The sequence below is a fragment of the Pseudonocardia sp. UM4_GMWB1 genome, assembly GCF_017312155.1.
Lineage (GTDB): Bacteria > Actinomycetota > Actinomycetes > Mycobacteriales > Pseudonocardiaceae > Pseudonocardia > Pseudonocardia alni.
Window position 1 is genome coordinate 3,573,369 of sequence record NZ_QJPN01000001.1, and the last position, 16,210, is coordinate 3,589,578.

16 protein-coding genes are annotated in these 16,210 nt (G+C 74.6%); 11 read left to right on the top strand and 5 right to left on the bottom strand.

The window, feature by feature from the left end:
* The first annotated feature begins 13 nt into the window (after positions 1-13).
* Entirely contained in the window at positions 14-1,567 is a 1,554-nt protein-coding gene (locus DMP15_RS17015) for a PucR family transcriptional regulator (RefSeq protein WP_100877882.1), read from the top strand.
* 7 nt (positions 1,568-1,574) lie between these two features.
* Here the strand turns inward: DMP15_RS17015 and DMP15_RS17020 are convergent, their stop codons facing one another.
* On the bottom strand, positions 1,575-3,500 hold the full coding sequence (locus DMP15_RS17020; RefSeq protein WP_100877883.1) for a solute carrier family 23 protein: 1,926 nt from the start codon (positions 3,498-3,500) through the stop codon (positions 1,575-1,577).
* Positions 3,501-3,749: 249 nt separating this feature from the next.
* Here DMP15_RS17020 and DMP15_RS17025 point away from each other — a divergent pair, with 249 nt between their 5' ends.
* The 6 genes from DMP15_RS17025 to DMP15_RS17050 are packed head-to-tail and all read left to right on the top strand — an operon-like array spanning position 3,750 to position 8,287.
* A complete protein-coding gene (locus tag DMP15_RS17025) occupies positions 3,750-4,052 on the top strand; it encodes an urease subunit gamma (RefSeq protein WP_020622559.1) in 303 nt (100 codons plus the stop codon).
* A complete protein-coding gene (locus DMP15_RS17030; protein WP_073575028.1) occupies positions 4,049-4,375 on the top strand; it encodes an urease subunit beta in 327 nt (108 codons plus the stop codon). The genes DMP15_RS17025 and DMP15_RS17030 overlap by 4 nt, the downstream gene beginning before the upstream one ends.
* A complete protein-coding gene (locus DMP15_RS17035) occupies positions 4,372-6,087 on the top strand; it encodes an urease subunit alpha (RefSeq protein WP_337826153.1) in 1,716 nt (571 codons plus the stop codon). The genes DMP15_RS17030 and DMP15_RS17035 overlap by 4 nt, the downstream gene beginning before the upstream one ends.
* Positions 6,087-6,764 carry an urease accessory protein UreF gene (locus tag DMP15_RS17040; RefSeq protein ID WP_100877885.1) on the top strand — a complete coding sequence of 226 codons (678 nt, stop codon included), beginning with the start codon at positions 6,087-6,089 and terminating at the stop codon, positions 6,762-6,764. The genes DMP15_RS17035 and DMP15_RS17040 overlap by 1 nt, the downstream gene beginning before the upstream one ends.
* A complete protein-coding gene (gene ureG / locus DMP15_RS17045; RefSeq protein WP_100877886.1) occupies positions 6,754-7,491 on the top strand; it encodes an urease accessory protein UreG in 738 nt (245 codons plus the stop codon). Before DMP15_RS17040 ends, ureG begins: the two co-directional genes overlap by 11 nt.
* A gap of 1 nt (position 7,492) precedes the next feature.
* On the top strand, positions 7,493-8,287 hold the full coding sequence (locus tag DMP15_RS17050; RefSeq protein ID WP_073575032.1) for an urease accessory protein UreD: 795 nt from the start codon (positions 7,493-7,495) through the stop codon (positions 8,285-8,287).
* 57 nt (positions 8,288-8,344) lie between these two features.
* On the opposite strand, the gene DMP15_RS17055 is transcribed toward DMP15_RS17050, so the two are convergent.
* Positions 8,345-9,982 carry a purine-cytosine permease family protein gene (locus DMP15_RS17055; protein ID WP_337826154.1) on the bottom strand — a complete coding sequence of 546 codons (1,638 nt, stop codon included), beginning with the start codon at positions 9,980-9,982 and terminating at the stop codon, positions 8,345-8,347.
* Positions 9,983-10,272: 290 nt separating this feature from the next.
* The gene (locus DMP15_RS17060) at positions 10,273-11,052 is read right to left on the bottom strand and encodes a GNAT family N-acetyltransferase (protein WP_337826155.1); all 780 of its coding nucleotides are present in this window, start codon (positions 11,050-11,052) and stop codon (positions 10,273-10,275) included.
* A 154-nt stretch (positions 11,053-11,206) separates the two neighbouring features.
* On the opposite strand from DMP15_RS17060, the gene uraD reads away from it, so the two are divergent.
* From uraD to DMP15_RS17080, 4 genes are read left to right on the top strand one after another with little or no spacing between them, the layout of a single operon-like run.
* Positions 11,207-11,713, top strand: coding sequence for a 2-oxo-4-hydroxy-4-carboxy-5-ureidoimidazoline decarboxylase (gene uraD, locus DMP15_RS17065; protein WP_337826156.1), 507 nt, complete (start codon positions 11,207-11,209; stop codon positions 11,711-11,713).
* Positions 11,710-12,015 carry a hydroxyisourate hydrolase gene (locus tag DMP15_RS17070; protein ID WP_073575036.1) on the top strand — a complete coding sequence of 102 codons (306 nt, stop codon included), beginning with the start codon at positions 11,710-11,712 and terminating at the stop codon, positions 12,013-12,015. The genes uraD and DMP15_RS17070 overlap by 4 nt, the downstream gene beginning before the upstream one ends.
* Positions 12,016-12,017: 2 nt before the next feature.
* On the top strand, positions 12,018-12,932 hold the full coding sequence (gene pucL, locus DMP15_RS17075) for a factor-independent urate hydroxylase (protein ID WP_073575037.1): 915 nt from the start codon (positions 12,018-12,020) through the stop codon (positions 12,930-12,932).
* A gap of 28 nt (positions 12,933-12,960) precedes the next feature.
* The gene (locus DMP15_RS17080) at positions 12,961-14,457 is read left to right on the top strand and encodes a nucleobase:cation symporter-2 family protein (RefSeq protein ID WP_073575038.1); all 1,497 of its coding nucleotides are present in this window, start codon (positions 12,961-12,963) and stop codon (positions 14,455-14,457) included.
* A gap of 296 nt (positions 14,458-14,753) precedes the next feature.
* Here the strand turns inward: DMP15_RS17080 and DMP15_RS17085 are convergent, their stop codons facing one another.
* Both DMP15_RS17085 and DMP15_RS17090 read right to left on the bottom strand, forming a co-directional pair.
* Positions 14,754-15,173, bottom strand: a complete 420-nt coding sequence (locus DMP15_RS17085; RefSeq protein WP_337826157.1) for a type IV toxin-antitoxin system AbiEi family antitoxin domain-containing protein — start codon at positions 15,171-15,173, stop codon at positions 14,754-14,756.
* A gap of 210 nt (positions 15,174-15,383) precedes the next feature.
* Positions 15,384-16,205 (bottom strand): IclR family transcriptional regulator, encoded by an 822-nt coding sequence (locus DMP15_RS17090; RefSeq protein WP_073575040.1) that lies wholly within the window; start codon positions 16,203-16,205, stop codon positions 15,384-15,386.
* Positions 16,206-16,210 lie beyond the last annotated feature (5 nt).

A 16,210-nucleotide genomic window follows, 5' to 3' on the forward strand; every position in this document is an offset into this window, starting at 1 on the left:
GTAGGTTTCTCCCATGCTGCTCTCGGAGCTCGTCGCACGCCCGGAGCTGCGGCTGCGGGTCCTGCACGGCTCGGCGGCCGACCTGGACCGGTCCGTGCGATGGGTCTACCCGACCGACCTGCCCGACCCGTCGCGCTACCTGGGCGGCGGTGAGCTGGTCGTGTCCGGCCTGGTGTGGCGGCGGACGCCCGCGGACTCGGAGCGGTTCGTCGCGGCGGTCGCGCGGTCCGGTGCGGCGGCGCTGGTGGCCGGGGAGGCCGTGTTCGGCGACATCCCGGCCGACGTCGTCGACGCCTGCCGCCGCCACGACCTCGTGCTGGTCGCGGTGCCGGTGGACGTGTCGTTCGGCGCGGTGACCGAGGCGGTGATCGGGGCGCTGTCCGCGGCCCGCGGGGACCGGCTCGCCCACACCCTGGGCCGGCACCGGCGGCTGCTCGCCGCGTTCGCCGGCGGCGCGGAGCTGGCCGAGCTCGCCGCAGCGGTGTCGGCGGGCACCGGCCTGGTCTGCCGGGTGCTGACCGCGGCGGGCGGCCTGCTCGCCGGTCCGGCCCTGCCCGAGGCCGAGCGCGACGCCGTCGTCGCCGGGTTCCTGACCGCGGGCCGGTTGCCGGTGACCGTCCCGGCCGGGCCGGCGGGTGCGGCGCACCTGGTGGTGCCCGCGGCACCGGGGACGGCCCGGGCCACCGGCTGGCTGGTCGCGGCGCAGCTGCCGCCGGGCACGGCGCAGGCGGGGACCGACGCCGTCGACGCCGTCGGCGAGCTGGCCGCGATCGCCGCGCTGGACCGGTCCCGGCGCCGGGAGGGTGCTGCGGTGGCCCGCCCGATCGCCGACGACGCGCTGGCCCGGATCGCCGCCGACACCGGGGACCGCCCCGAGACCCGGGTGCGGCTGCGCCAGGCCGGGGTCGAGCCGGACGGGACCCTCGCCGTGGTCGTGCTGCGCGCCTCGGGCGTCGCGGACCCGGCCGACACCGCGCACACCGTGCTGCTCGACGCGCTGGTCGGCACCGGCCCGGCCGCGGTCGGCGTGCAGGGCGGCGACGCGGTCGCCGTCGTCGCGGTGCCCGGGGCCCGGGACGCCCCGGACCCGGTGGAACAGGTGCTCGCCGCGGTGCACCGGCTCGGACCGGGCCTGGCCGGCGGACGGCTCTCGGCCGGGGTGTCGCGGCCGTCGGCGGCGGACGCGCTGTCCGGTGCACTCGCCGAGGCCGGGCACGCCGCGGGGCTGGCGGCGGCCCGGTCCGGCCCGGTGACCTCGGTGCGGGCCGGGGAGATCACCTCGCACGTCGCGCTGCTGGCCGGGGTCCCCGACGACGTGCGGCGCGGCTTCGCCGCCCAGGTCCTCGGCCCGGTGCTCGACCACGACGCGCGGTCGGGCACCGGGCTGCTGGAGACCCTGGGGGTCTTCCTCGACGAGTCCGGGTCGTGGAACCGGACCGCGGCCCGGCTGCACCTGCACGTCAACACCGTCCGGTACCGGATCGGCCGGGTGGCGGAGCTGACCGGGCGCGACCCGTCGTCGTTCGCCGACCGCGTCGACCTCTACCTGGCGCTGCGCTCGCGCTGACGGCGGCTCAGCCGGACACGAGGTCGTCGAAGCGGTGCCCGGCGACGGTCGCGACGGCGACGAGCGCCGCCGCGTGCTCCTGCGCCGGCGGGTGGGTGAGCCGGCGCCGCGCGGTCGCGAGCAGGGCGCCGCGGTCCCCGGCGTCGCGCAGGCACACGATCAGCGGGAACCCGAACCGCTCCCGGTAGGCCGCGGCGAGCCGGCCGAGCTCGGCGCGGTCGTCGCCGTCGAGCAGGGCCAGACCGGCCCGGTCGCGCAGTGCCGCCGCGCCGGCGCCCGTGGTCGCGGTGCCCCCGTCGCGGGCGGACGCCGGCGCGGCGGAGCCGGTGCCCACCAGACCGCCCAGATCGGGGTAGTGGCCCATCAGCGCCCGCTGCTCCTCGGGCGGCGCGGCGAACAGCTCGTCCTGCACCGCGGCGCGCAGCGCCGTGGCGTCGGTGAAGGGGCCGCGGGCGTGCACCCGCCCGGGCACCGCGGTCGGGCCCTCGAACAGCCGCCCGAGGACCGCGGCGAACTCCCCGGCGTCGGCGCCGGCGAGCCGGTCGAAGGTCACGGTGTCCCCGCCGGCCGTCGCGGGGGCGGCGCCGCGGCGGCGCCCGGTGTGGAAGAACAGCAGGTTGAGCCCGATCGCGACGACGCTGCCCGCGGTGATCCCGGAGCCGAGCACGATGCCCGCCCACTGTGGCAGAGCCTGCGCCACGTCCGGCTGCACGGTCACGAACAGCGCGACCCCGAGCCCGGACCCGACCACGACGACGTTGCGGTGGTCGCGGAAGTCGACCCGCGACAGCGTCTGGATCCCGACGACGGCGACGGTCGCGAACATCGCCAGCGCCGCCCCGCCCAGCACCGGGTGCGGCACGGCCGCGACCAGCGCCCCGGCCTTCGGCACCAGCCCGATGAGGATCATGAAACCGCCCGCGGCGGCGACCACCCAGCGGCTGGAGACCCGGGTGAGCCGGACGAGGCCGACGTTCTCGGCGAAGCAGGTGTAGGGGAAGGAGTTGAGGACACCGCCCAGGGTGGTGGCGGCGCCGTCGGCGCGCAGGGCGCGGGCGACGTCGTCCGGCCCGACCTTCTTGTCCACGATCTCGCCGGTGGCGATCACGTCACCGGTCGTCTCGACCGCGGTGATCATCATGACGACGATCATCGACAGGATCGCGGCGAGCGAGAACTGCGGCCAGCCGAAGTGGAACGGCGTGGTGACCCCGACCCAGTCCGACTCCCCCACCGCGGACAGGTCGACCAGACCGAACGGCACCGCGGCCAGCGTCCCGAGCACGAGCCCGGCGAGCACCGCGACGGTGGCGAGGAAACCGCGGAACAGCCGCTGGATCAGCACGATCACCGCGAGCGTGCCGAGGGCGAGCCCGAGGTACAGCGGGTTCCCGGGGTCGGGGGCGTTCGCGCCGCCGACGGCGTCGGTCGCGGCGACCGGCAGCAGCGCCAGCCCGATCACGGTGATCACCGTGCCGGTGACGACCGGCGGGAAGAAGCGCAGCAGCCGCGCGACGTAGGGCGCGGCGAGGAAGGTCACCAGCCCGGCGACGATCACCGCGCCGTAGATGGTGGTGAGCCCGGCGGTGCCACCACCCGCGGCCAGCCCGATCGCGATCATCGGCGAGACCGCGGTGAACGTGACGCCCTGCAGCAGCGGCAGCCGCACCCCGATCCGGCCGATCCCGACCGACTGCAGGATCGAGGCGATGCCGCAGGTGAACAGGTCGGCGTTGATCAGGTGGATGAGCTGGCGCTCGTCGAGACCGATGGCGTTGGCGAGCAGGATCGGCACGACGACGGCGCCGGCGTAGAACGCCAGCACGTGCTGCATGCCGTAGACGGCGAGCCGTCCGGCGGGCGGCACCCGGTCGACCGGGTGGACGGGGCGGGCGGGATCGGTGGTTCGGCTGGTGGATCGGCGCAGGCGCATCGGTGACCTCGATGGGAGCCGGAGGGTGTGACGGGGCAGGGCGCGCGGAGGGGGCCGGATTGCGACCTGCATCACCATGCGCCCGGGCCGGGACCGCCCGGCACCGCCGTCTCCGACGAACCCCGGGCCGCTCGTCGCGGGGCTTTCGTAGGTTCCGACAGTCGACCCGGTCATCGGGCCCCCGGCGGGACACCGTTCGGAACCTCCCGGCAATCCCGTCGCAACCCGGGTCCGGACACAATGCGGGGCATGCACCTCAGCCCGAGCGAGCGCGACAAGCTCCTCGTCCACGTCGCCGCCGACGTCGCCCGCAGGCGTCGCGAGCGGGGTCTGCGGATGAACTACCCGGAGTCGGTCGCGCTGATCACCGAGCACGTCCTGGAGGGCGCCCGCGACGGCCGCACCGTCAGCGAGCTGATGAGCAGCGGCCGGGAGGTCCTGACCCGCGACGACGTCCTCGACGGCGTCCCGGAGATGCTCGACTCGGTGCAGGTGGAGGCCACCTTCCCGGACGGCACGAAGCTCGTCACCGTGCACGGGCCGATCGCATGACGCCCGGCGAGATCCTCGTCGGCACCGAGCCGGTCGAGCTGCACCCCGGCCGCCCCCGGCTGACGCTGACCGTGGTCAACGCCGCGGACCGCCCGGTGCAGGTCGGGTCGCACTACCACTTCGCCGCTGCGAACCCCGGACTGTCCTTCGACCGCGACGCCGCGTGGGGACACCGGCTTGACGTCCCCGCCGGGACGTCGGTGCGGTTCGAGCCCGGTGTGGAGCGCGAGGTGACGCTGGTGCCGATCGCCGGGGCGCGCCGGGTCCCCGGTCTGCGTGCGGAACGGGCCGGCGCCCTCGACGAGCGGAGCTACGAGCAGTGACCATCGACCGCGCGCGCTACGCCGACCTGTACGGCCCGACCGTCGGGGACCGGGTCCGGCTCGCCGACACGAACCTGCTGATCGAGGTCACCGAGGATCGCTCGCGCGGCCCGGCGTCCGGCGACGAGGTCATGTTCGGCGGCGGCAAGGTGATCCGGGAGTCGATGGGGCAGGCCGCCGTCGCGGCCGCGGACTGCCCGGACCTGGTGATCACCGGCGCCGTCGTGCTGGACCACTGGGGCGTGGTGAAGGCCGACGTGGGCGTCAAGGGCGGCCGGATCGTCGGCATCGGCAAGGCCGGCAACCCCGACACGATGGACGGGGTCGACCCGGCGCTGGTAATCGGGCCCGGCACCGAGGTCCTGGCCGGCAACGGCCGCATCCTCACCGCCGGTGCGATCGACGCGCACGTGCACTTCATCTGCCCGCAGCTGGTCGAGACCGCACTCGCGTCCGGGGTCACGACGCTGTTCGGCGGCGGCACCGGCCCGGTCGACGGGTCGAAGGCCACCACCGTCACGCCCGGCCCCTGGAACATCGGCCGGATGCTGCAGGCGATGGACCACCAGCCGGTGAACCTGCTGCTGATGGGCAAGGGCAACACGGTCTCGGCCGAGGCGCTGCACGAGCAGCTGCGCGCCGGGGCGGGCGGGTTCAAGCTGCACGAGGACTGGGGCACCACCCCGGCGGCGATCGACGCCTGCCTGCGGGTGTGCGAGGAGACCGGCGTGCAGGCCGCGATCCACACCGACACCCTCAACGAGGCCGGGTTCCTGCAGTCCACACTGGCCGCGATCGCCGGGCGCTCGATCAACGCCTTCCACACCGAGGGCGCCGGCGGCGGGCACGCCCCGGACATCATCGAGGTCGTCGGCACCTCGCACGTGCTGCCGTCGTCGACGAACCCGACCCGCCCGCACACCGTGAACACCCTCGACGAGCACCTCGACATGCTCATGGTGTGCCACCACCTGAACCCGTCGGTGCCCGAGGACCTGGCCTTCGCCGAGTCCCGCATCCGCCCGACGACGATCGCCGCCGAGGACGTGCTGCACGACCTGGGCGCGATCTCGATGATGTCGAGCGACTCGCAGGCGATGGGCCGGATCGGCGAGGTCGTCATCCGGACCTGGCAGACCGCGCACGTCATGAAGGCCGCCCGCGGCCCGCTGCCCGGTGACTCCGAGCGGGCGGACAACCTGCGTGCGCAGCGCTACGTCGCCAAGTACACGATCAACCCCGCACTCGCCCACGGCGCCGCCGCGCACGTCGGGTCGGTCGAGGTCGGCAAGCTCGCCGACCTGGTGCTGTGGGAGCCGAAGTTCTTCGGGGTGCGCCCCGAGGTCGTCCTCAAGGGCGGGTTCGCCGTGTGGGCGCAGATGGGCGACGCGAACGCCTCCATCCCCACGCCCGGCCCGGTCTACGGACGCCCGATGTTCGGCTACGCCCACACCCCCGCCGCGCTCGGCTCGCTCACCTTCATGGCGCCGTCGGCGCTGGAGGCGGGCGTTCCCGAGCGGCTCGGGCTGGCGACGCCCGCGGTGCCGGTGGCCGACACCCGCTCGGTGCGCAAGGCCGGGATGCTGCGCAACGACGCCACCCCGGACGTGCGCGTCGACCCGGACTCGTTCGAGGTGACGATCGACGGCGCCGTCGTCGAGCCCGCGCCGGTGAGCGAGCTGCCGATGGCGCAGCGGTACTTCCTGTTCTGATGGCGGGTCTCGCGTCACTGGTGCTCGCCGACGCCCGGTTCCCCGGCGGCGGGCACGTGCACTCCGGCGGGCTGGAGGAGGCCGCCGAGCGGGGGCTGGTCACCGACGTCGCGTCGCTGCACGCGTTCCTGCGGGCGCGGCTGCGCACCGCGGGCCGGGTCGCGGCCTGCGCCGCCGCGGCCGCCGCGCACCCCGCGGGCCGGGACCGGCTCGGGGCGCTGGACGCGGCACTCGACGCGCGCACGCCGTCGCTCGCGCAGCGCGAGGCGTCGCGGGTGCAGGGGAAGGCCGCCCTGCGCGCGGCGCGGGCGGCGTGGCCGTCGCCGGAGCTCGACACGCTCGTCGCGGTCGACCGGCGCCCGCACCATCCGCTGATCGTCGGCGTCGTCGTCGGCGTCGCCGGGGAGTCCCCGTCCGACGCGGCCCGCTGCGTCGGCTACCTCGCCGTCTCCGGGCCCGCGTCGGCGGCGGTCCGGCTGCTCGGGCTGGACCCGTTCGCCGTCAACGCCGCGCTCGTCGCCCTGGACGACGACCTGGCCGTCGTCGTCGACGAGGCCGCGGACCTCGCGGTGGGCGACCCCGCCGACCTCCCGGCGCCCGGCGCGCCGGTCCTCGACCTCATGGCCGAGTCCCACGTCCACCACCACCGCGAGAGGGTGCGTCTCTTTGCCTCCTGAACAGAGCCCGCCGACCGGGCAGACCGGGCAGACCGGGCACGGCCACGGTCATGTGATCAGCTTCGACCCGACGGTCACCGACCACGACCACCACGCACCGGTCCCGGCCGGCGGGCGCTCGGTGCGGATCGGGATCGGCGGGCCGGTCGGGTCGGGCAAGACGGCGCTGGTCGCGGCGCTGGCCCGCAGCCTCGGCGAGCGGGTCCGCCTGGCCGTGGTCACCAACGACATCTACACCACCGAGGACGCGGACTTCCTGCGCCGCAACGCCGTGCTGCCGCCGGAGCGGGTCGAGGCCGTGCAGACCGGCTGCTGCCCGCACACCGCGATCCGCGACGACATCACCGCCAACCTCGACGCCGTCGAGCTGCTGGAGGAGCGCTTCGGCGACCTGGACCTGGTGCTCGTGGAGTCCGGCGGGGACAACCTCACCGCGGTGTTCTCCCGCGGCCTGGTGGACCGGCAGATCTTCGTCGTCGACGTCGCGGGCGGGGACAAGGTGCCCCGCAAGGGCGGCCCCGGCGTCACCACCGCGGACCTGCTCGTGATCAACAAGACCGACCTGGCGCCGCTGGTCGGCGCCGACCTCGGGGTCATGACCGGCGACGCCGCGCGCATCCGCGGGGAGCTGCCGGTGATCGCGCAGTCGCTGGTCGAGGACCCGGGCGCCGGCGACGTCGGCGCCTGGGTGCTCGAGCAGGTCGCCGCGGTCCGGGCGAGCGTCTGAGGTGCTGGCCTGCGCGGAGCTCGTGGTCGTCGCGCGGGACGGCCGCTCGGTCGTCACCACGCTGCGGGCGCAGTCCCCGCTGGCCCTGGTCCCCCGTCGTGGCGTCACCGGTGCGAGCCGGTCCGACGCCGTCGTGCACCTGGTGGGGTCGGCCTCGACCCCGCTGGCCGGCGACGACGTCACCCTCACCGTGACCGTCGGCGCGGGGGCGCACCTGACCCTGACCGGGGTCGCGGCGGCCGTCGCCCTGCCGGGTGGCCGCAGTGCCGACCGCGCGGCCCGGCCGAGCCGGACCGTGCTGCGCTGCAGCGTCGGCGACGGCGGGTCGCTGACCTACCTGCCGGAGCCGACCGTGGTGACCGGGCGGGCCCACCACGAGACCGTGCTCGACGTGGTGCTCGCCCCGACCGCCGCGTTGCGCGCCCGGGACCTGCTGGTCGCCGGCCGCACCGGGGAGCGGCCGGGCCGCTGCCGCGGGACCGTCCGGGTCACCGAGTGCAGTGCCGCCGGGAACGGTGCCGCCGGGAACGGTGCCGCGCCCGGCCGGCCGCTGCTGGTGCAGACCCAGGAGATCGGCGACCCGCTGCTCGACGCCTCCCCCGCCCACCTCGCCGGGCACCGGGTCCTGGGCACCGAGGTCCTGGTCGGGCCCGCCCGCGAGCAGGTCCCCGCGACCTGCGGGGACGGCTGGAGCCTGTCCCCGCTGCCGGGACGCGGGGCGCTCGCGACGGCCGTCGCGCACGACGCCGTCACCGCCGCCCGCCGCCTCGCCGAGGCGGTCCGCGCCGCCTCCTGAGCCGTCGGGCGACCGGCACCGGTGAGGGGCCGGGTGCCGCTCCCCCACCGGTGGCGGTCACACCTGGGCCGGGAGCAGGTGCTTGCCCGTCCGGTCGGTGCTCAGGCACAGCGAGCACACGTAGGCGTCGTGCGCGGGGCACGCCGCCATGTCCGGTCGTTCCAGGTCCTGACCGCACACGTGGCACGGCAGGGTGACGGCCGAGGGGTTGCCGTGCTCGTCGAGCATCGGCAGGTCGATGCCGTCGTCGGTGCGGCGCAGGTACCAGCGGCCCCGGGTGGCGAGCGCGATCACCGGGGGCAGCACCACGCCGAGCACGATCGCGACCAGCGGCGAGAACGGGGCGATCGCCTCGCCCAGCAGCCCGAAGAACGCCGCGATGGACAGCCCGCCCGCGACGACCACCGAGCCGAACCCGACCGGGTTGACCGCGTACAGCATGCCGCGGCGGAACTCCGGGACCTTCGGCGAGATGCCGAGCAGGTACTTGTTCACCACGATGTCGGTGGCGACCACGACGATCCAGGCGATGCCCATGTTGGCGTAGAACCCGAGGATCGCGTTGAGGAAGTCGAACATGTTCGCCTCCATCAGCACGAGCGCGATCACCAGGTTGACGCCGAGGAACACCAGCCGCCCGGGGTAGGTGCCGGTGACCCGGGTGAAGGAGTTGGTCCAGGCCAGCGAGCCGGAGTAGGCGTTGGTGACGTTGATCTTGATCTGGCTGATGACGACGAGCACCACGGCCAGGGTGATGGCCAGCCACGCGGGCATGAGCTCCTGGTAGATGGCCAGGAACTGGTGCACCGGCTCGTTGGCCACCGTCGCGCCGTCGGCCAGGTTCGCGATCAGGTGGACGGCGAGGAACAGCCCGACGACCTGCTTCGCCGCCCCGAACAGCACCCAGCCCGGCCCGGCGAGCAGCGTCGCGGCCCACCAGCGGCGGGCGTTCTCCGGGGTCCTGGGTGGCATGAACCGCAGGTAGTCGATCTGCTCGGCGATCTGGGCGATCAGCGACAGGCACACCCCGGCGGCGAGCATGACCGAGCCGAGACTCGGGGCGCCCGCGCCGTCCTCGCCCTGGTAGGCCAGGAACGTCGACACCGAGTCCGGGTGCGCGAGCAGCAGGTAGCCGAAGGGCAGCACCATCAGGACCAGCCACAGCGGCGTCGTCCACACCTGCAGCGTGGACAGCAGCGACATCCCGTACACCACCAGCGGGAAGATGATCACCGTGGACACGGCGTAGCCGGCCCACAGCGGCAGCCCCAGGCCCAGCTCGAGACCCTGGGCCATGATCGAGCCCTCGAGGGCGAAGAAGATGAAGGTGAAGGTCGCGAAGATGACGTTGGTCAGGATCGAGCCGTAGTAGCCGAAGCCGCTGCCGCGGGTGATCAGGTCCAGGTCCAGGTTGTAGCGGGCCGCGTAGTACGCCAGCGGCAGCCCGGTCGCGATGATCACCAGCGCGAACACGGCGATGCCCCACAGGGCGTTGACCGTGCCGTATGCGATGCCGATGTTCGCGCCGATCGCGAAGTCGGCGAGGTAGGCGATCCCGCCGAGCGCGGTCACCCCGACGACGCCGGGCGACCACCGGCGGTAGCTGCGCGGCGCGAACCGCAGCGTGTAGTCCTCCAGCGTCTCGCGCGCGGCTCCCGCCGGCGCCGCCGCGGTCCGGTCCATCTCCTGCGTCATCGAAGCTCCCACGGTGGCCGGGTCGGAGGACCACCGGTGAGGAATGGTGCGTTCCGCAACGGCGACGCCGGTTGCCGTCGGGTGACGACTGCGTGACACCGGCCCCGGACGATCCGGGCGCCGCGTGACGGCCGGCGGACCGGCCGGGACGACTGCGTGACGATCCGGGCACGACGGGTGCGTCCCCGCGCCGGACCGGCCACCGTGGTGGACGGGGTGGCCGGGGCGGACGGCGGCCCCGTGACGACGGTGGCGACGGGCGAGGGCGGGCGGGGACGCTGGGCGGGCGGTCAGGAGGGCGGGTGTTCCCACATCGTCGTGCGGAACAGGTCCCAGAAGCCCAGCCGGCGGTAGACCGGGTGGCCGTCGTCGCTGGAGATCAGCAGCGACGGCAGCCCGGGCGCGGCCGCGCAGACGGCCGCGGTGACCGCCCCGCCGAACCCGCGGCCCCGGTGCTCCGGCAGCACCGACACCCAGTCGACCTCGACCACGCCGTGGTGCACGCCCGCCCCGGCCGTCGCGACCGGCTCGTCCCCGGCGTACCCGACGACCAGGTGCAGCAGGCCCGCGGACCGCGGGTCCGCGACGGCCGGCCGCCCCACCTCGGCGAAGCCGTAGCCGGCGACCAGGACGCGCTCGAAGTCGGCCGGGTCGGCGTCGGGCACCGTCCGGATCCGCAGGTCCGGCGGAGGCGGTGGCAGCGGTCCCGGCGGGCGGAACATCAGCGGCGGATGGCCGACCCGCACCAGCCCGTACCCGCCCAGGTCGGGCAGCGCGAACAGCGAGAGCAGCACCCACCAGCGGTGCGGCGGGAAGAACCCGGCCGCGTCGTCGAGCACCCGGCGCAGGCCGCCGGGGTCCGGCGGGGCGGTCAGGACGACCGCGTTGTCGTAGCCGAACGGGGACCCGGGGTCGGCCAGGACGGCACCGGCCACCCGTCGCGCCCGCCCGCCGGACCGGGCCGCCATCGCGGTGGTCCGGTCGGCGTAGGCGTGCACGAACCGGCGCGCGAGGCTGTCACCGACCGGGCCGTCCGGCTCCCAACCGGTGGTGAGCGTCTCGGTGGTCATGACCGGGGATGGTCCGCCGGTCCCGCGTGCTCCGGCAGGGCCGTTCGGCCGGGTGACCCTTGACACCCCACCGTCGCGAAACCAACACTGATGACACTTCGGAACCACGATTCCGCATCGTGAAACTTCACGGACAAGTACGGAAGCAGGACCCATGCCGGACGACCTGACCCTCGACCGACTCAACACCGCCCCACCCGACGAGCTGCGCCCGGCCCTGCGTGCCTGCGCCACCTCGCCGGGGTGGGCGGACCGGCTGCTGGCCGGTCGCCCCTACGGCAGCGTCGACGACGCCGTCGCCGCGGCGGAGAAGGCGGTCCTCGCCCTGGACAGCACCGAGATCGACGCCGCGCTGGCCGGGCACCCCCGCATCGGCGAGCGCCCCGGCGGCGCCCATGCCGACGGCGCCGCGTTCTCCCGTTCCGAACAGTCCGGCGTGGACACCGGGGCGGACACCGCCGCCCGGCTCGCCGCCGGCAACGCCGCCTACGAGCAGCGCTTCGGCCACGTCTTCCTGATCCGGGCCGCCGGCCGCGACGCCCGGCAGATCCTCGCCGAGCTGGAGCGCAGGCTGGGCAACGACCCGGCCGCCGAACGCGCCGAGGCCGCCGGTCAGCTGGCCGAGATCACCGCCCTGCGGATGCGGCAGGTGCTGGCATGAGCAGCTTCTCCACCCACGTCCTCGACGCCGCGGCGGGCCGCCCGGCCACCGGCGTCCCGGTCACCCTGACCGGCGCCGACGGGACTGTGCTGGCGTCGGGCACCACCGACGACGACGGCCGCTGGCGCGCCCCGGAGTCCGCCACGCTCACCGCGGGGGTGCTGCACCGGATCACGTTCACGACGCCGAGCCCGTTCTTCCCGGAGGTGTCGATCGCGTTCCGCCCGGAGCACACCGACCGCCACCACCACGTCCCGCTGCTGCTGTCGCCCTACTCCTACTCCACCTACCTCGGGAGCTGATCATGTCCGTCTCGGTCCACCTCGGCGACAACAAGTACGGCAAGGCGGAGGTCCGCGTGGTGCGGGTCGTGCGCGACACCGCCCGGCACGAGATCACCGACCTCAACGTGACCAGCCAGCTGCGGGGCGCCGCCCTGGAGAGCAGCTACCTGACCGGCGACAACTCCAAGGTCGTCGCCACCGACACCCAGAAGAACGTGGTGTACGCCTTCGCCTCCGAGCACGGGATCACCTCGCCCGAGGAGTTCCTGCTGCTGCTCGGCGACCACTTCACCGGCGAGTTCGACTGGATCACCGGCGGGCTCTGGCAGGCCGAGCTGTACGAGTGGGAGCGGATCGTCGTCGACGGCGCCGGGCACGACCACTCGTTCGTCCGGAAGGGCCGGGCCACCCGGCTGGCGACGGTGCAGAAGACCGGCGGGGCCACCCACGTCACCGCCGGGCTGAAAGATCTCACCGTGCTGAAGTCCACCGGCAGCGAGTTCCACGGCTTCCCGCGCGACCGCTACACCACCCTGGTCGAGACCGACGACCGCATCCTCGCCACCTCGGTCACCGCGCGCTGGCGCTACCTGCCCGACGCCGTCGCCGCCGGGATCGACTTCAACGGCGCCTACGACGCGATCGGCGCGGCGATGCTGTCGGCGTTCGCCACCACCCACTCGCTCGCGCTGCAGCAGTCGCTCTACGAGATGGGCCGGGCCGCGGTCGAGGCCTGCGACGGCGTCGCCGAGATCCGGTTCGCGATGCCCAACAAGCACCACTTCCTCTCCGACCTGTCGCCGTTCGGGCTCAAGAACCCGAACGAGGTCTTCCACGCCGCGGACCGCCCCTACGGCCTGATCGAGGGCACCGTCGTCCGTGACGGCGTGACCCCGGCGCCGGAGGCGTGGACCGACGTGCCGTCGTTCGTCTGACCCGCCACTCCCACCGAGGGGATCCGCCATGAGCACGGAACAGGCCACGAGCACGGAACAGGCACTGCGCCCGGAGGACGAACGGCTCGGGATCGGGCCGACGATCGGCTACGGCGTCCAGCACATCCTCGCGATGTTCGGCGGCGTGATCGCGGTACCGATCATCATCGGCGGTGCGGCCGGGCTCACCCCCGCGCAGAGCGCCGTGCTCGTCGCCTCCGGGCTGTTCATCAGCGGGCTCGCCACCCTGCTGCAGACCCTCGGCCTGCCGTTCTTCGGGTCGCAGCTGCCACTGGTGCAGGGCACGTCGTTCGCCTCGGTGTCGACGATGATCGCGATCGTCGGCGACGACGGCACCGACGGCCTGCGCACCGTCTACGGCGCGGTGATCGTCGCAGCCGCGGCCGGGCTTCTCATCACCCCGTTCTTCGCCCGGGTGGTGCGGCTGTTCCCGCCGGTGGTGACCGGGTCGATCATCACCGTGATCGGGCTGTCGCTGATGCCGGTGGCGACCGGCTGGATCACCGGCCGGGAGACCGTCACCGTGGGCGGGGCGACGGTGCCCAACCCCGAGTTCGCCGCGCTGCCCTCGATCGCGCTGGCCGGGTTCACCTTCCTGGTGGTGGTCGTCGCCGGGAAGATCGCGGTGCTCTCGCGGCTGTCGGTGCTGCTCGGGCTGCTGGTCGGGACCGTCGTCGCGCTGGTGGCCGGGCTGAGCGACTTCTCCGGCGTCGGCGGGGCGAGCGTCGCCGCGCTGCCCGCGCCGTTCGCGTTCGGCACCCCGCTGTTCACGGTCGGGGCGACCGTCTCGATGGTCATCGTGGTCCTGGTGATCATGGTGGAGACCACCGCCGACATCCTCGCGGTCGGCGAGGTCGTCGAGACCCGGGTGGACGCCCGCCGGGTCGGCGACGGTCTGCGCGCCGACATGGCCGCCTCGGTGGTCGCGCCGGTGTTCAACTCCTTCCCGGCGACGGCGTTCGCCCAGAACGTCGGGCTCGTCGCGCTGACCGGGATCCGGAGCCGGTTCGCCGTCGCCGCCGGTGGGCTGCTCCTGCTGGTGCTGGGGCTCTCGCCGATGGCGTCCGCGGTGTTCTCGTCGATCCCGCAGCCGGTGCTCGGCGGGGCGGGCATCGTGCTGTTCGGCACGGTCGCCGCCAGCGGCATCCGGACGCTCGCCGCGGTCGAGTACCGCGGGACCAACAACATGGTGATCGTCGCGGCGTCGGTGGCGTTCGGCCTGGTCCCGGTGGTCTCGCCGGACTTCTGGGCGAACTTCCCGGACTGGTTCGCGACGATCTTCCACTCCGGCATCAGCTCGGCGGCGATCGTCGCGGTGCTGCTCAACCTGTTCTTCAACGTGTTCGCCCCCGGACGGCCGTCGGCGCCGTCGGTCGTCGCGGCGGGCCCTGCGGTGCTGGTGCAGACCGGGGAGATCCGGATCCTGGCCTCGGGCGAGGTGCTGGGCCCGGAGTCCTACGAGCCGGTCACGGCGAAGCCGGGCACCCAGGTCAGGGACGACTGAGCGCCGCAGCATGATCGTCGTTCCGGAAGGGCCCGGTGCCGTCCGTGGCACGGATCCCTTCCGCGACGACGATCACCGCTGCCGGTCCGGGGCCGGTCACGCTGCGGCGGCCAGGACCTCACGGACACGGCGCACGCGTGCAGCTCGGCGAAGCCGACGTGACGTTGCAGGGCGCGGTCGAGGAAGCGAGGTCCCGCCACCCGGGGCGGCCTCGCGCACGGTGCACGTCGGCGTCGTCACCGCGACGCCGTGCAGCACCGTCCGGTCGGCCGGGTCCAGGACCCGCCTGCGCAGCGTCACCCCGGGGACGGGGACCCGGGGACGGGGACCCGGTGCATCGTGCGCGGGACCGTGAACCCGATCGTGCCGGGCGGCTCGTCGAGCATCCGGTGCCGGAACGCGGCTGCGGGTCCGCTCAACCTCGCCCGCGGACCGGCCCAGAGCGCCGCCGCTCGGACCCTGCTCTCGTGTCCCGGTCGGTGCCCGGCGACCAGGTAGACCCCGGGGTGCACCATGCACCATGCCCCGGTCGACGCCCGGCGGGCGACGGTGCGCCCCGACATACCGCAGGCGATGGCCTGGGCCCGGCTGATGACGCCGGCCTGCCGGACCAGCAACGCGGCGACCCCTCCGGCCACGCCGGAGGGACCGGCGGAGGGACCGGCGGAGGGACCGGCGGAGGGGATGTCGTGGCCGCTGTCCGGGCTCTCGGTCATCGCCGGAGCATCCGGCCGCGGTGCCCCGGCCGGGCCCGTTCGCTCCGTTCCGGTGGCGATCGCGAACCGCATCCCCGTGGTGATCGAGGACTCGGAAGGGATCGGTGCCGGCAGTGGCACCGATCCCTTCCGGATCTCCGATCATGGTCGGGCCCGTCGGAGTCCGACGGCGTCGGCCGCGGTGTGGACGACGCCGACAGGGGCCCGGCCTCAGACCCCCGCGGCGTCCTGCCGGGCCAGCTCGGTCACCAGCGCGTCGGCCACGGACCGCAGCTTCGGCACGGCGGAGTCGAGGAGCGCGTCGGTCATCCGGGTCGTCGGGCCGGAGATGGACACCGCGGCGGGCAGCGGCCCGTCGAGCGCGACGGCGACGCACCGCACCCCCAGCTCCTGCTCGCCCTCGTCGACGGCGTACCCGGCGGCACGGACCTTGTCGAGCTCGGCGAAGTACTCCTCGGGCGAGGTGATCGTGTTGTCGGTGTGCCGCACGAAGTCGGTGTGCCGCAGCACCTCCCGCGCCCGCTCGACCGGCATCCGGGACAGCAGGGCCTTCCCGACGGCGGTGCAGTGCGGCGACACCCGTCGCCCGACCTCGGTGAACATCCGCATCGAGTGCCGGCCGGGCTCCTGGGCGACGTAGACGACCTGGTTCCCCTCCAGCAGCGCCAGGTTGGCGCTCTCCCCCAGGTCGTCGACCAGTGCGGCGAGCCGGGGCCGGGCCCACATCCCCACCAGACGCCCGGCGGTGTCACCCAGGCGCACCAGGCGGGGGCCGAGGGCGTACTCCCGCGAGGACTGCTGGCGGACGTAGCCGCGCCCGGCCAGCGTCCGGACGAGCCGGTGGATGGTCGGCAGCGGGAGCCCGGAGGTGGCCGCGAGGTGGGACAGGCTGACCGTGCCGCCCGCGTCGGCCATCGCCTCCAGCAGGTCCACGGCCCGCTCCACGGACTGCACGGTCCCCGAGCGGGCCGGTGCCGCTGCGGCGACGTCCGCGGCGGCGCCGACGCGACTGTCGGGATCGTTCTTCCGCATGACGG

Excerpts from the sequence above, each read along its gene's own strand:
- DMP15_RS17015 (WP_100877882.1), top strand. The coding sequence starts at position 14 with ATGCTGCTCTCGGAGCTCGTCGCACGCCCGGAGCTGCGGCTGCGGGTC.
- DMP15_RS17020 (WP_100877883.1), bottom strand. The coding sequence starts at position 3,500 with ATGCGCCTGCGCCGATCCACCAGCCGAACCACCGATCCCGCCCGCCCC.
- DMP15_RS17025 (WP_020622559.1), top strand. The coding sequence starts at position 3,750 with ATGCACCTCAGCCCGAGCGAGCGCGACAAGCTCCTCGTCCACGTCGCC.
- DMP15_RS17030 (WP_073575028.1), top strand. The coding sequence starts at position 4,049 with ATGACGCCCGGCGAGATCCTCGTCGGCACCGAGCCGGTCGAGCTGCAC.
- DMP15_RS17040 (WP_100877885.1), top strand. The coding sequence starts at position 6,087 with ATGGCGGGTCTCGCGTCACTGGTGCTCGCCGACGCCCGGTTCCCCGGC.
- DMP15_RS17055 (WP_337826154.1), bottom strand. The coding sequence starts at position 9,982 with ATGACGCAGGAGATGGACCGGACCGCGGCGGCGCCGGCGGGAGCCGCG.
- DMP15_RS17060 (WP_337826155.1), bottom strand. The coding sequence starts at position 11,052 with ATGACCACCGAGACGCTCACCACCGGTTGGGAGCCGGACGGCCCGGTC.
- uraD (WP_337826156.1), top strand. The coding sequence starts at position 11,207 with ATGCCGGACGACCTGACCCTCGACCGACTCAACACCGCCCCACCCGAC.
- DMP15_RS17070 (WP_073575036.1), top strand. The coding sequence starts at position 11,710 with ATGAGCAGCTTCTCCACCCACGTCCTCGACGCCGCGGCGGGCCGCCCG.
- pucL (WP_073575037.1), top strand. The coding sequence starts at position 12,018 with ATGTCCGTCTCGGTCCACCTCGGCGACAACAAGTACGGCAAGGCGGAG.
- DMP15_RS17080 (WP_073575038.1), top strand. The coding sequence starts at position 12,961 with ATGAGCACGGAACAGGCCACGAGCACGGAACAGGCACTGCGCCCGGAG.
- DMP15_RS17085 (WP_337826157.1), bottom strand. The coding sequence starts at position 15,173 with ATGACCGAGAGCCCGGACAGCGGCCACGACATCCCCTCCGCCGGTCCC.
- DMP15_RS17090 (WP_073575040.1), bottom strand. The coding sequence starts at position 16,205 with ATGCGGAAGAACGATCCCGACAGTCGCGTCGGCGCCGCCGCGGACGTC.